Annotated in this window: 9 protein-coding genes; all 9 read right to left on the bottom strand. The window is 58.5% G+C overall.

All coding sequences use genetic code 11. The annotated features are described in order from the left end of the window. Nucleotides 1-144 precede the first annotated feature (144 nt). The gene (locus JFU37_RS07980; RefSeq protein WP_274609930.1) at nt 145-1,278 is read right to left on the bottom strand and encodes a mannuronate-specific alginate lyase; all 1,134 of its coding nucleotides are present in this window, start codon (nt 1,276-1,278) and stop codon (nt 145-147) included. A gap of 11 nt (nt 1,279-1,289) precedes the next feature. Further along, on the bottom strand, nt 1,290-2,738 hold the full coding sequence (locus JFU37_RS07975; RefSeq protein WP_201114785.1) for an alginate O-acetyltransferase: 1,449 nt from the start codon (nt 2,736-2,738) through the stop codon (nt 1,290-1,292). 10 nt (nt 2,739-2,748) lie between these two features. Continuing rightward, nucleotides 2,749-4,323, bottom strand: coding sequence for a mannuronan 5-epimerase AlgG (gene algG / locus JFU37_RS07970; RefSeq protein ID WP_201114784.1), 1,575 nt, complete (start codon nt 4,321-4,323; stop codon nt 2,749-2,751). Nucleotides 4,324-4,349: 26 nt separating this feature from the next. Next, nucleotides 4,350-5,990 carry an alginate export family protein gene (locus JFU37_RS07965; protein ID WP_242485719.1) on the bottom strand — a complete coding sequence of 547 codons (1,641 nt, stop codon included), beginning with the start codon at nt 5,988-5,990 and terminating at the stop codon, nt 4,350-4,352. Further along, on the bottom strand, nt 5,987-7,492 hold the full coding sequence (gene algK / locus JFU37_RS07960) for an alginate biosynthesis TPR repeat lipoprotein AlgK (protein WP_342214942.1): 1,506 nt from the start codon (nt 7,490-7,492) through the stop codon (nt 5,987-5,989). The genes JFU37_RS07965 and algK overlap by 4 nt, the downstream gene beginning before the upstream one ends. A gap of 15 nt (nt 7,493-7,507) precedes the next feature. Next, nucleotides 7,508-8,677 (bottom strand): alginate biosynthesis protein Alg44, encoded by a 1,170-nt coding sequence (locus JFU37_RS07955; RefSeq protein WP_201114783.1) that lies wholly within the window; start codon nt 8,675-8,677, stop codon nt 7,508-7,510. A 35-nt stretch (nt 8,678-8,712) separates the two neighbouring features. Continuing rightward, nucleotides 8,713-10,194 carry a mannuronan synthase gene (alg8, locus tag JFU37_RS07950; RefSeq protein ID WP_201114782.1) on the bottom strand — a complete coding sequence of 494 codons (1,482 nt, stop codon included), beginning with the start codon at nt 10,192-10,194 and terminating at the stop codon, nt 8,713-8,715. A 235-nt stretch (nt 10,195-10,429) separates the two neighbouring features. Beyond that, on the bottom strand, nt 10,430-11,746 hold the full coding sequence (locus JFU37_RS07945) for a nucleotide sugar dehydrogenase (protein WP_201114781.1): 1,317 nt from the start codon (nt 11,744-11,746) through the stop codon (nt 10,430-10,432). A gap of 811 nt (nt 11,747-12,557) precedes the next feature. Then, the gene (yaaA, locus tag JFU37_RS07940) at nt 12,558-13,337 is read right to left on the bottom strand and encodes a peroxide stress protein YaaA (RefSeq protein ID WP_201114780.1); all 780 of its coding nucleotides are present in this window, start codon (nt 13,335-13,337) and stop codon (nt 12,558-12,560) included. Nucleotides 13,338-13,512: the final 175 nt, after the last annotated feature.

Genomic DNA, 13,512 nt, shown 5'->3' with positions numbered 1-13,512 from the left:
GAAACATCACACAAAATTCATGTCTTGCACTGACCCTGTGGGAGCGGGCTTGCTCGCGAAAGCGGTGTGTCAGTCGACATCATTGGTGAATGTCCGACCGCATTCGCGAGCAAGCCCGCTCCCACAGGGGGTTTTGCGTTTGTCCTACGAGCCTTTGTTGCCTTTTTCATTGGCCGGGTCGTAGACCTTGGTCAAATCCCCGCCCAGGCGAAACGTCTTGAACGGCTGCATCTTGTGCTTCTGTTCCAGCACATCGGCCGGGCAGGTGTAGAGCGTGCAGAACGGTTCAAGCCAGGCAAATTTCGAGTCGATTTTGAGGTCGGTCATGTCCTGCTCTTTGCCGTTCTTCTTCTCGAATTCACCCGGGTCTTTAATCCCGGCCAACACTCGGTCACCCAGGCGTTTCAGGGCGCCATTGTTTTCCTGACGCAAATCCACACCGTTGACCTGGGCGAAACTGGCGATCATTGCCAGCGGCGGCAGGGCGTAGTTGTGATAGGAGAGGGCGCGTTGCTGGCGCTTGAGTTCGTTCGGCAAGTAGCCGTCGGCGTCGATTTGATTGGCACCGACCTTGTATTCCTTCACGGCCCAGTCGAACAGGTCGCGGCGGTTGGTGGCGATGGACGTCGCCATCACCGACCAGGCGGCCCAGTACGAGTGGTTGTTGGTCTTGTCGAGCGGCAGGTTGTCCCAGTCGCTGACGACCTGATCGGCCATTCTGTTGAACCAGGCTTCAATCAACTGCGACTCTTGCTGATGGTTCGCCAACGGATGCGAGTCGGAGAATTTCAGGCGGATATAAGACGATGCCATGCTGCCCAATGCCCATTTGCGCATGGACTTGCCGGTGTGGTTGAAGTCCTTGGACATCAACGCATCGGCCTTGGCCCACGCGGTCAACCAGTTCAGCGTGCATTCGAGTTGTTCCGGACGACCGTCACGCATGAACTGCATCACGCGCTTGCTGGTACCGCGCTCGAGTTTGGTGATGTCGGCGGTGCTGTCGCGGAAGGCTTTTTCCGATTGCACGTTCAGGGTCGAACGCGCCTTATCGGAGCCTTCGTACTTGCTGCGAAATTGCAGCGAGCCGGTGTACGGCGTCGGCATCGCATCACAGCCTTCGCTCTTGTCGCCGGCTTTGACTTTTTCAATCGGCGCGAAGTAGCCCTGGGGCGGGCGCAATGGCGCGGCGGCCTGGGTCGCACCGGCAAACAAGGCCAGGCTCAACAGGGACGGCACGAGTAGCTTTTTCAAAGTTCGGGTTTGCAGGCATGTCATAGGAGGTAACCTCATTGCCCGGCCTGAGCGGTACGCTGCCCAGCGCCAGGGAATACGTTGCGTTTGCAGATTTTCGCTTCGACTTTCTGTGGCGCGGCACCTGCTTCAGGGCCCTGGATTTCGACGGCCAGCAGGTTCTGCGAGGCCCAGTCTTCGTCCGTGCGCAACTCAAAGGCGAAACGCCCGTCAGTGTCGGAAGTTTGCGGTTTATCGATCTTGATGTCCTCGTGGCGACCATTCATGTACCAGAGGGTGGCTTGCAACGTTTTCACCGACGGATCGGCGAAGCGGATGTCGACCTGGTGGCTGCTGTTTTGCAGGTTCAGGTTTTTGCTGTTGACCATCAATTCGTTCTTGCCCGGTTTCAATGTGGTGCTGCCGGTCATCTGTGCATCCTTTCCTTCGCAACCGTTGTCCAGCAGCGCCATCATCTGGCGGTAGATGGTTTCCTGGTCGAGGCGATAGAGCGGCGAGAATTCCCAGATCAGAATCTTCGGCGGCTTGGTCTGGAATTCTTCGCTGCCCAGGTACTGCAGCATCGAACCTTCCAGGCCACCACCGGGAAACGCCACGTTGAGGATGTCGGCGCCGATGGCCTCTTCGAGGAAACCGGCGAAGTTGTAGTTCTTGCCACTGTGGCTGGTGCCGACCAGGGTGATTTCCGGATTACCGGAGTCACTGAACAGATCGCCATCAGCTGCTTCGCCTTTCGGCTCGGTGGTGAACTGATCCATGTACTGGATCGCGTAGCTGGTGCCACAGAGTTGACCGGCCATATTGTGTAACGTTCCGGTCTTGCCCATGCGACCCGACCTATGGGTCTCGAATTCGCGTTTCGGGATGTCAGCAAACTCAGGCAGTTGCTTGATTTTTTCGCCGACGATTTTCGCCGTGCGCTGGGCGCCATACGGCGTCCAGTGCTGGTCGCCGCGGAAGTAGAAATCGTGGGCGGGCAGGGTGTCGGGCAGCGACTCGTTGGTCAGCGGCGACAGGTCCGGCACCACGTAACCCATGGCGGCAAAGCGCCCGAGCATGGTCTTGTAGTTCTTCAACGCCTTGTCGAAATCGTATTTGGCTTTTTCTTCCGGGTTGAGCTTGTTGCGGTTCACCAGGCCACGGGTCGGCTGGTAAACGACGACCAGTTCTACGCCTTTGCTCTTGAACGCATCGTGCAGTTCTTTCATGCGTTTGTAGCCAGCGGGAGAGGTGTCGAATTCGGTGCGCAAGTCTTCCTGAGTCCGGAACAACCAGTCGCCCTGAGCCTGTACCAGCGTGGTGAAGTTCTGCTGATAGCGTGTGGTGTAGTTCTTCGCGTCGTGCGCTTCAGGGCACAGGTTGCAGCACGGCTCGGCGCTGAATTTTGGTGCCGGGGCTTCATCGGCGCGAACACCCGCGCTGGCCGCAAGAATGCCGGCGGTCAGGGCCGACAGGCTGAGTAATTTGATCAAGTGTGGGTGCATAAAATTATCCTCAGTCCCGCAGTTCGGTCTGGCGTTCGACAGGGTCGATCAGCACGGCTTTCTGCTGGCGCACCAGCAGGTCGAGAATTTCATCCTGACGATCGCCAAGAATCCCGTTGAAGCTGATGCCGCTGGATTTGGTCGGGGCGAGCATGGACACGCGATACAGCTCGACGCTCAGCGGCGAGTCGATGGACAGCGGCCCGCTGCCGTTGCCGGCCAGTTCACCACCGACCACGATCAGCGAGACCTCGGCGTCGAACGGGTCGAGCTTGATGTCGCGGTCGGTGTCGCTCAGGTCTTTGATGTGGCCGTAGACGCCGGTCAGGCCGTTGGCCAACGACAGGTTTTCGTAGAGACGGATGTTCACGCTGTTACGAATGCGGATGCCGTGGCGACGGTTGCTGATCACCTTGTTGGCATACAGCAGGTTGTCGGCACTCTCATAGAGGGTGATGCCGTCCGTGTGGTTCTGGTAGATCTCGTTGTAGGCGATCAGGTTGTTCACGCTGTTACGGTCGATCACCAGGCCCGACAATTTGTTGTCGTAGCTGCGGTTGTTGAAGATGAAGCTGTCGTTGACCTCACGGGAAATAATGATCCCGTGCTTCTTCTTTGTGCCGTGCACCGTGTTGTCGGCAATGATCAGACCGTGGGAACGGTCATGCGGGTCGATGCCGTAGACGATGTTGTCTTTGTAGGTGTTGCCCTTGACCACGAAGTCGCGGGTTTCGTAGCAGTAGAAGCCATACCACATGTCCGAGAACTCGGAGCCGACGATCCAGCCAGTCGGTTCAGGACGCTTGAGGACCTTGGCCATGTTCGGCGTGTATTGGGAAATACTCACGCCGTAGGACTTACTGTTGGCGTAGCCGAAACTGGCGATCTTGCTGTTGGCGATGTAGGTTTCGGTGCCACCCCAGGACAGCAGGAACGGACGGAATTCCTTGGGCGAGGTGAACGTCGCCGGGCCGTTGTCCTTCTCGCGCCAGCCGGTGATTTTGGTGTCACGCACGAACAGCTGACCGTCGTTGACCAGGAACGAACCGGCCTCTTGGGACATGCGCAGTTCCTGGGTCTGCTTGTCGATTTCCAGGATGCCGTGTCTACCCACCACGATCGGTAACTTCGCCAGGAACACGCCCGGCGAGGTTTCGCTGAAGTATTGCTTCGGCAGTTTTTTGGCCAGATCCTTGAGGTTCATGTAGCCGTCGTCGACAAAAATCGCCTGCGGGATACCGTGCTGGCGCACCACCCATTCGGCCATCTTGTTGTCGCCGCCAATGAAGTCCTTCAGCGCGTCTTCCTGCATCATCCGGCGCACGCTGATTTTGCCGGCCTTGGTGCGCACGATTTTCGCGGCAATGGCTTCGGCGGTGTAGCCGGAGGTGTCTGGCAATGTTGGCTTTGCAAGCTCCAGCGGCGCGGTTGGCGCGCTGCTGACAGTGTAGGTTTTGGCCTGTTGCAGTTCCTTGGCAATGGTCACCGGTTTGGCGACAGGCTCCGCCGTCGCGAAGGCTGCCGAGCTTGCGAGCAGCATCGCGCCGGCCAGCAAGGTCAACGAGCCTCTGTTCGGACTGTTCATGTCGGGCACTCCCTTCGCGGTTCGCATCAGAAGCGCCAGATCACGTCGATGAACGCACGGTGCATGTACGAATCGACGCCTTTGCCGTAGGCATCGCCGGGCTTGAACACACCGCCACGCAAACGCACCAGGGCCGAAGGCTCATCAATCGATTGGCTCATAGAGGCAGGCAGCAGGCCTTGCTTGAAGTACTTGGTGACGACCACGTCCATTTCCTGGCCGAGGTCCTTGCTGCCATCTTCCAGTGGCAGGGAGGTGCTGGAGAGAATCGCACCGGTTGCGTCATCGGTGTTGTTCTCAACGGCATTGATACCGTTGCTGCCGACAGGCTTGTTGCCGTCGACACGCCAGAACTTGTGGTAGATCAGGCTGGCGTCGTATTCGTCGTTAAGCATCCACGAGCCGAACAGGGTGGCGCTCTGCATGTTTTGCATTTCGCCACGGAAGGCTTCGCCGAAACGGTGCGCCCGCGAGCGGGTACCGGTGTAGTTCGAGCGGTTGCTTTCCAGGCCGTTCTGTTCGTACTCGGCGCTGGCGCGGGCATAGGCCGCACCGACTTGCCATTGCGGATCGAGGCGCAGGCGCACACCCAGGTCGGTGGCCCAGCCATCGACGTTGCCACTGGTTTTGGGTTGGGCGGGTGTGGTGCCGTCGGCGTTCAGCGGGTTGACCTTGTCGATGTCGCCGCTCATGCCGGTGACGCTGCCCCAGTAATTGACGGTGTTGGTGTTGCGCCAGTTATAGGCATCGCTGTCGGCGGTGAGGCCGATCCAGCTGATGTCGCCGTTCTGTTTCTTGTCCAGGGTATCGGGAGGTACGCCCGGCTCTGCGTAGTCCAGCTTGCCGTCATCGTGGGTGTGATGACCGCGAATGCCGACCCAGTTGCCCGGTGTCCATTGATACGCCGCATCGGCGTAAGCATGCTGGCGATCTTTGTCTTTGGGGGACAGTTCTGTCAGGTCGGTGCGGTATTCGCTGAAGCGTTCAGCCACACCGACATTGGCGCGCAACAGGGTGGTATCGAAAGTCCAGTTCAGGGCTTCGATATTGGTGTCGCGCCATTGGCCGTCATCGTTGCGCAGGCGTTGGCGACCGAGCTTGAGCATTTCGCCGGGGTACGGCGTGAGGCCGCTGTAGCCGACCCAGAATTCGCGCATGGCCAGGTAGTTTCTCTTGGTCTGACGATCACCGTTGTCGGTGGTCTGGGTGCCGTCGCCGTTGGTCCCTTGCAGAGTGTCCGTTTCGATGATGTCAGTGGCCGTCACGGCCTGACCCATGGCATAGGCGCTCCACGCGCCGCTTTCACCATAGACCCACGGACGCAGATCGAGGCCGATGCCGTTGACGTCGCCGCCACTCTGCGTACCCAGGTCGGTGTCGCCTTCGGACTGGGCAGTGACTTTCACGTCAAGGCCGTAGTTTTTGCTTTCGGTCAGTGCCGCAAAGCTCGGGGAAGACCAGACCAGCGCGCAGCTCAGGCCGATACCCAGTTTTGAAAGTGTGAAGAGTTTTGTAGCAGCTGGCGAAGCCTGCGTCCGATTGCGAAGCAATCGTAAAATAAGCGTCAACGTTCTTTCAGACAGATTCGGGGCGACCGCATGGCGACCGCTGCGCGATCGAACGCAGCCTTCGGCAGCTGCTACAGGGTGCATGGGATTCAACTTCATAGGGATTCCTCGCCGTCTTCTTCTTGCAGGGCATGCAGTTCCAGCGTGTTCTTGCTCAAGCTTCCGCGAACGGCCTGTTCTTGTTTCAACAGACGTTGGGCCTCGGCGAGCTGGGCAGGCGGCAGTTGGGCTTCGAGTGTTTGCGCAAGCTCAGTGGCTTGCGGGGTGTCCTGAGCCTTGGCCAACTGGCTGAAGACGTAAGCGTTGAGCGGGTCGGGCTTGGTGCCCTTGCCCTGGGAAAACAGTTGGGCGATGGCGAAGTCGGCGCTGTTCTGGCCGTTACGCGCAGCCTTGAGCAGGTGATCCAGGGCTTTTTGCGAGTAGACCTTGCCCAGGTAACCGCGACGGTAGATCTGGCCGAGGTAGTAGTCGGCGGCGACTTCCTTGCCGACGGCTTTCTGGAAATGTTCTTCGGCGACCTTGGCGTCGGCCGGCACCCATTTGCCTTCGTAGTAAAGCTTGCCCAGCAACAGTTCGGCGCGGGGTTGGTCGGCGGCGCGGCCGTTGTCCAGGTACTTCATCATCGTGTCGACGTCACCGAGTTCCGGGAAGTCGTAGAGCAGTTGCGCCAGGCTGACCCAGGAAGCGGGGTAGCCGGGGGCGATGTCTTCGAGCAACGACTGAGCGGTTTTCTCGTCGGTCTTGCCCAGGGTTGCATCGCCGAGTACACGAGCAACACTGTCCACCCGCTGAGCAGAAACGGTGCCGCGAGTGTGAGCGGCTTGCATCTGCTTGATCAGCTCGGCCTGTTTTTCCGGCTGGGCTTTTTTCTGATAAACCGTGGCCAGTTCGACGTAGCAGATGTCGGTGGTATTCAGCGCGGCTTTACAGATCGTTTCCACTTCGTCCAGGTGCTGGTCGTAAGTGCCTTGGGTGCGATACAGCAGCACTTGGGCCAGGCCCGCTTCTGGTTTGCCTTCGGCGCGCCATTGGCTGATCTGCTGCTGGGCATTGATGTTCGGGAAGCTGTGGGGGTATTGCAGGTACAGCATCGCCAGCGGGATCAGCGTGTTGCCTTCACCCGCGGTGGAGGCTTTCTTCAACAAGCCTTCGGCTTCGTGTTGCTCGGCTTCGGTGGAACCGGGTTTGGCCACCAACAGACGACCCAGGCGCGCCTGAGCCCGTGGCGAGACATCGGCCGCAGCGCGGTAAGTCGCCTCGGCCTGCTTGATCTGCGCCGGGTCATGGCTGTCGACCTGGATATCGGCGAGGCCCACTTGCGCTTCGCTGTAGCCCAGGTCGGCCAGTTGTTTGTAGTTCTGCTGCGCCAGCGCGGTGTCGCCGCGCTTGAGGGCTTCGTTGGCCAGACGCTGGTCGGGCAGACCGGCGCAACCGGCCAGGCTCACGGCCAACGCCAGTGAGCAGAACGCGTAACCCATGTGGGAGCGGGCTTGCTCGCGAAGCAGGCGCTGCGTTGCATCAGGCAGACCGCGTTGTTCCCTTCGCGAGCAAGCCCGCTCCCACAGGGTTTGCGGTGTTTTCAGGAGACTGATTATGGTCACAGGCATGTCCTCTGCTTAAAGACCGGAAGCCATGGCTTTGTCGATCAGCCAGCTCAGGTTCGGACCACGGTCACTGTTCACTTCAACCGGGCGACCGGCTAACTTGCTGTCCAGTGGCTCGTCCGGCTGGATCAGCACGCGGATGTCGGAGGACAGGTCCGCGCTTTTCAGGCTGGTGCTGCTGACGATCTTGCCGGTGCGGGATTTGTTTTCACCGGCGATCTGGAAGCGGACCGGACTGCCTGGAAGCACGTCGCCGAACTGGCGATAGGAGAAGCGTGCTTCAACATTGGCTTGGGTGTTACGCGGCACCAGTTGGAAGATCACGTCGCCCTTGCTGGCGTACTGACCGTTGGCGACCAGTTGCTGCGCCACGGTGCAATCGCACGGCGAGGTCAGGGTGCCGGTCATTTGCTTGCCGAACAGTTCTTCAACCTTGGCGGGTTGCAGTTGCTCTTCGTCCAGATGGCCCTTGAGCACGTCGAGCATGCTGGTGCTGAACGTCGCCAGCGGAGCACCTTTGGCGGCAATGCCGTCAGCTTTGATCAGGCTCTGCACGGTGCCGTCACGCGGCATGGTGATGTTCATCCCCGGCACGGTGACCAGGCCAGCCTGTGCGTGACTGACGAAGTACATGCCGTACACCGATTTGAAAATGAAACCGAACGCCGCCAGGCCGACGAGGAAAATCGCCAGGCTGAACGTCACTGCACGCAGACGACCGAACGGGCTCATGCCGTGGCCGCCATCCTTGACCTTGCGTGCCTTGGTGAAGTTGTCGCGCTGCAGCGTTGCCAGCACTTCACCCATGGTGACGATGTCGCCGGCCAGGTGAGAGGTGATCAGGTGACGCAGGGTCGAGATGTCTTGTGGTTCCAGGTTCTGGAACTGGCAGCCGGCACGACCGGTCGGGCGATCGAAGGAGCGCACCTGCAATTCCACGTCCATGGCCAGGCCGAGGTTATCGATGACGAATTGCAGGCGAGCCTTGTACACATCGCCGATCTTCAGTGGCAACTGACCGGCATTGAAGGCCAGTCCGCCAGCGGACAGGTCGATCACTCGAGCTTCAACCGGGGTCCGGTCAGGACCGAAGAAGCGCAACTTGGCCGGGATTTTCACTCGGGCGTGTTGGCGCTGGGCTTCTGATTCATGCACTACGTTGGCGTTGACGGCGGTATTCATATGGGCGATTTCCTAGTTAATTCAGGCGAGTTCGGTCAGACCATCATCAGCAGCACGGCGACAAAAATGCTGCCGGCGGAGAAGGTCATGGTCCGAGACGACCAGGTGTTGAACCAACGTTGAAAGCTGGCGAGATCACGGGTCAATTTGGTGTCCTGGCGAGTCCAGGATTGTTGGTCGAGGCGGAAGAACACGTAGATCTTCACCAGCGCGCCGACGATCTGGTTGTAATAGAGAATCACCGGGTAGGCCGGGCCGATCCGGTGACCGGAGCAAGACAGCAGCAGGGTCAGGATCAGGCGGGTAATGCCAATCCACAGCAGATAAACCAGGATGAACGCGGTGCCGTACTTGAAGCTGGCGATGAGCGCGACGGTCAGGCCAAGTAGCGATGTCCACATCGACACACGCTGGTCGAACAGCACCACCGAGGTGAACAGGCCGAGGCGTTTCATCCCCAGGCCCAAGGCGCGGGAGTTCTGGCGCAGGTTGTTGCCGTACCAGCGGAACATCAGTTTGCGACTGGCCTTGATGAAGCTTTTTTCCGGCGGGTGCTCCACGGTGTGGATCGCGGCGTCCGGCACGTAGAACGTGTCGTAGCCCAGGCGCATCAGGCTGAACCAGCTCGATTTGTCATCACCGGTAAGGAACTTGAAGCGGCCCAGGCGCCAGTGTTGCAGCGAGTCGCTTTCCACGTCGGCGATGAAGTCCGGGTCGGTCACGACCGTCGCACGAAACACCGACATCCGGCCGGTCATGGTCAGCACGCGCTTGGACAGGGCCATGGAGCACATGTTGATGTGGCGCTGGGCGAATCGCAGTTTGTGCCACTCGCTCATGATGTAACCGCCGCGCACTTCGCAGAACTCGTTCGTGGTCAGGCCGCCGACGTTGCCGAACAGCTGGAACCACGGCACGGTCTTGAGCACGACGCCGGGGGCGAGCACGGTATCGCCATCGATCACTGCTACCACGGCGCGGTCGTCCGGCAGGTGGCGGGAGATGGCGCGGAAACCGTAGGCCAGACCATCGCGCTTACCCGTGCCGGGAATACGCACGAAGTCGAGTTTGACGCGGTCTGGTGGATTCATCCGGGCCCAAAGGCTTTTCACCAGCAGCTCATCGGACATTTCCACGATCGAGCACACCATGGTGGCAGGCAGACCGCAGTCGATCGCTTCGCGAATTACCGAGCTGTACACCTGCGCGGTGGTGAGCGCGTCGATGCGGAAACTCGTGACCATCAGATAGACATGGGACGGGTTTGCCGCTTCGCCCAGTTTGCGCACTTTGCGCCGCAGGTGCGGGTAGACCACGTACAGAAACAGCATGCCGCGCAGAAAGTGCGTGGCACCCATCGAGTAACGCCAGATCCCGATAAAACCAATCAGGAAGATGAAGTCCTTCGACTCGGAGTCGAACGTGGACGCAGGCAACGCCATGGCGATGCCCATCAATAAACTTAGGTAAAACAGCCAACCGGCGGCCTGAAGTAGGCCGTGCTTTAGCCTGTGCATAGTCTGCATCCGTCTCGATCTCGGGCGAGCCTGTGGGGTGGCCCGATGGGGTTAAGGCAGGCTTGTGAAAACTGACGACACCCGATCCGGATGACGCCAGAAATCCTGTAGGAGCTGGCGGAGCCTGCGATCTTTTGATCTTTCGCTTGGGGTTCAAGAGCCCGGGGTCACTCAAGACTCAAGTGAACCCGGAAAGATCGCAGCCTCGTTTCTCTCGACAGCTCCTACGACCGCGTTACCAGCAGATGCCTTCGGTGCGATCGGTAACGCTGGTGGCTTGGGACATGAAGCCGACCAGGTCGATCACTTGCTTGCCGTGTGGAGCTTCCAGCGCCAGGGCGCGGAACTTCTCGTCACGGTTGCCGAGGATGATCACGTCGGAGTTGTTGATCACGTCGTCGAAGTCAGCGTTGAGCAAGGACGAGACGTGAGGAATCTTCGACTCGATGTAATCCTTGTTCGCACCGTGAACGCGGGCGTATTCGACGTTGCTGTCGTAGATGCTCAGGTCGTAGCCCTTGCCGATCAGCATTTCCGCCAGATCAACCAGCGGACTTTCGCGCAGGTCGTCGGTGCCGGCCTTGAAGCTCAGTCCCAGCAGGGCAACTTTGCGTTTGTCGTGGCTGGAAACGATGTCGAAGGCGTTCTGCACTTGCGATTCGTTACTGCGCATCAGCGAGTTCAGCAGCGGTGCATCGACGTCCAGCGAACCGGCGCGGAAGGTCAGGGCGCGTACATCTTTGGGCAGGCATGAACCGCCGAATGCGAAGCCAGGGCGCATGTAGTACTGGGACAGGTTCAGGGTTTTGTCCTGGCAGACCACTTCCATCACTTCGCGACCATCGACGCCGACAGCCTTGGCGATGTTGCCGATCTCGTTGGCGAAGGTCACCTTGGTGGCGTGCCACACGTTGCAGGTGTACTTGATCATCTCGGCAACGGCGATGTCCTTGCGGATGATCGGTGCGTCGAGCTCTTCGTACAGCGATTGCAGAACGTCGCCGCTAGCCTTGTCGAACTCGCCGATAACGGTCATCGGTGGCAGGTCGTAATCCGCAATCGCAGTGCTTTCACGCAGGAACTCAGGGTTGACCGCCACGCCGAAGTCGACGCCGGCTTTCTTGCCGGAGCAATCTTCGAGGATCGGGATCACCACGTTGGCGACGGTGCCCGGCAGTACGGTGCTGCGAACCACGATGGTGTGGCGGGAGGTCTTGTCACGCAGGACAAAACCGATCTCGCGGCACACGGCTTCGATGTAGTTCAGTTCCAGGTCGCCGTTCTTCTTGCTCGGCGTACCGACGCAGATCATCGACAAGTCGGTGTCGCGAATCGCCTCGGCGAAATTGGTCGTGCCGCGCAGACGGCCGGTCTCAATACCCTTCTGCAGAAGTTCGCCCAGACCCGGTTCAACGATCGGCGATTTGCCGGCATTGATCATATCGATCTTGTCTTTGGCAACATCGACGCCAACGACGTCGTGGCCCCGTGCAGACAGGCAACCGGCACATACTGCACCGACGTAACCCAAACCAAATATGCTGATGCGCATCGCATTTACCTCTGTGATTATCAAGCCATTACATGGCCGGAGTTAATGGTGTTCAGCGGTCATAGTGCACTAGCAAGTGCGGCATGACAGACGCCACAATGCCGTGTGCAGGCATACAAAGTTCCGAGTGTCCAAATAAGCGCACTCAAGGTATGCGTAACTAGGCTTTATTATTATGGCGTGCCCTGTTATGCAGCGGATCCTCTGGTCAGAGGACGTTCGTGCAAAGGTCTTGCGCGCTCAATGCCAGGCCGTAAGCCTGTAAATCAAGCGGTTGGGTGCTCAGGTGAGCACGTTTATAGGGGCGCAGCCTTGGCCTTGTAGGGGATAGTGTTAATACGTTATCTCCTGTCCTTCATGTGTTGCCCAAATCAGGGATAAATCAGCAGAAGTTAATGTGACAACTTCGCTGCGTGAATCTCTTATCTGCGTAAGTTATCTCGTACGAGCACGGAGAGAATCGTTACCGGTGGTATGAGCGACGCATTTGGACATAGTTCCAGTCCGCCCATCGCGAATTATGAAATTTCTTGAAATATTGAGAAAGATGGCACTGCTTTCATATTGATAGCACTTACTGTTTGGCCCTTTATATATAGGCGAATTATCGAATTAGATGGGTTTGTGCCACTACCGATAAAAATTTTCAGTGCCACTACTGAAAAAAATCATCAAAGTCGAGTGAAACAAAAGTTAGAAAACTGACTGATTGAATTTTGACGCCAACAAAATGGCGATTAAGGCGGGGATTGCTTCGATGATCAGGCGATGGCGCACGACGATTTTATGAGGTCGTGCGCCGACGATTGCGTTACTCGGGGGTGTGATCGCGCAGGAAAACCAAATTGTCCGGTTTCGACTGTTCGGCGCTGTAGCGATAGCCTTGTACATCGAATTGCTTGAGGCTTGCCGGGTCGTTGATACGCTCTTCGATGACGAAGCGGCTCATCATGCCGCGCGCTTTTTTCGCGTAGAAACTGATGATTTTGTACTGGCCGTTCTTCAGATCCTTGAACTCGGTGTTAATGATGCGGGCGTTCAAGGCGCTGCGCTTGACCGCTGAGAAGTACTCGTTGGACGCCAGGTTCAACAGCACGTCATCCCCTTGATCAACCAAGGCTTCGTTCAGCCATTCGCTGATCCGCGTGCCCCAGAAGGCATACAGGTCCTTGCCGCGGGCATTCGCCAGTTTGGTGCCCATCTCCAACCGATACGGCTGCATCAGGTCCAGTGGACGCAACAGGCCGTAGAGGCCGGACAGCATGCGCAGGTGCTGTTGGGCATAGTCGAAATCGGCTTCGCTGAACGTTTGAGCGTTCAACCCGGTGTACACGTCACCCTTGAACGCCAACAGCGCCTGCTTGGCGTTTTCTGGCGTGAACGCTGGCGTCCAGCTACCGAAACGCGCGGCATTGAGCCCGCCGATCTTGTCGGAGACGTGCATCAATTCACTGATTTGCGCAGGTGCCAGATCGCGCAATTGCATGATCAGCTCTTGGGAATGATCGAGGTATTGCGGTTGGGTAAAGCGCTGGGTCGCCGGCGGTGTTTCGTAATCGAGGGTCTTGGCGGGGGAAATCACCATCAGCATGAAGTCGTCTCCTTTAATCGTGGGGCGATTCTAGGGGGTTGTCCGTGTTGACTCCAGCTATGGGTGTCATAGGTGATCGGTGGTGTCATGGAACAAGATCGCAGCCTTCGCTTCGCTCGACAGCTCCTACAGGACCGAGTTGACGTGAAATTGGGATAACCCGGACGCGCCAATC

Origin of the sequence: Pseudomonas sp. TH41, assembly GCF_016650695.1 — a bacterium.
Lineage (GTDB): Bacteria > Pseudomonadota > Gammaproteobacteria > Pseudomonadales > Pseudomonadaceae > Aquipseudomonas.
This window is presented reverse-complemented; position numbering and strand designations above follow the sequence as displayed.

Excerpts from the sequence above, each read along its gene's own strand:
- JFU37_RS07980 (WP_274609930.1), bottom strand. The coding sequence starts at position 1,278 with ATGACATGCCTGCAAACCCGAACTTTGAAAAAGCTACTCGTGCCGTCC.
- JFU37_RS07975 (WP_201114785.1), bottom strand. The coding sequence starts at position 2,738 with ATGCACCCACACTTGATCAAATTACTCAGCCTGTCGGCCCTGACCGCC.
- algG (WP_201114784.1), bottom strand. The coding sequence starts at position 4,323 with ATGAACAGTCCGAACAGAGGCTCGTTGACCTTGCTGGCCGGCGCGATG.
- JFU37_RS07965 (WP_242485719.1), bottom strand. The coding sequence starts at position 5,990 with ATGAAGTTGAATCCCATGCACCCTGTAGCAGCTGCCGAAGGCTGCGTT.
- JFU37_RS07955 (WP_201114783.1), bottom strand. The coding sequence starts at position 8,677 with ATGAATACCGCCGTCAACGCCAACGTAGTGCATGAATCAGAAGCCCAG.
- alg8 (WP_201114782.1), bottom strand. The coding sequence starts at position 10,194 with ATGCACAGGCTAAAGCACGGCCTACTTCAGGCCGCCGGTTGGCTGTTT.
- JFU37_RS07945 (WP_201114781.1), bottom strand. The coding sequence starts at position 11,746 with ATGCGCATCAGCATATTTGGTTTGGGTTACGTCGGTGCAGTATGTGCC.
- yaaA (WP_201114780.1), bottom strand. The coding sequence starts at position 13,337 with ATGCTGATGGTGATTTCCCCCGCCAAGACCCTCGATTACGAAACACCG.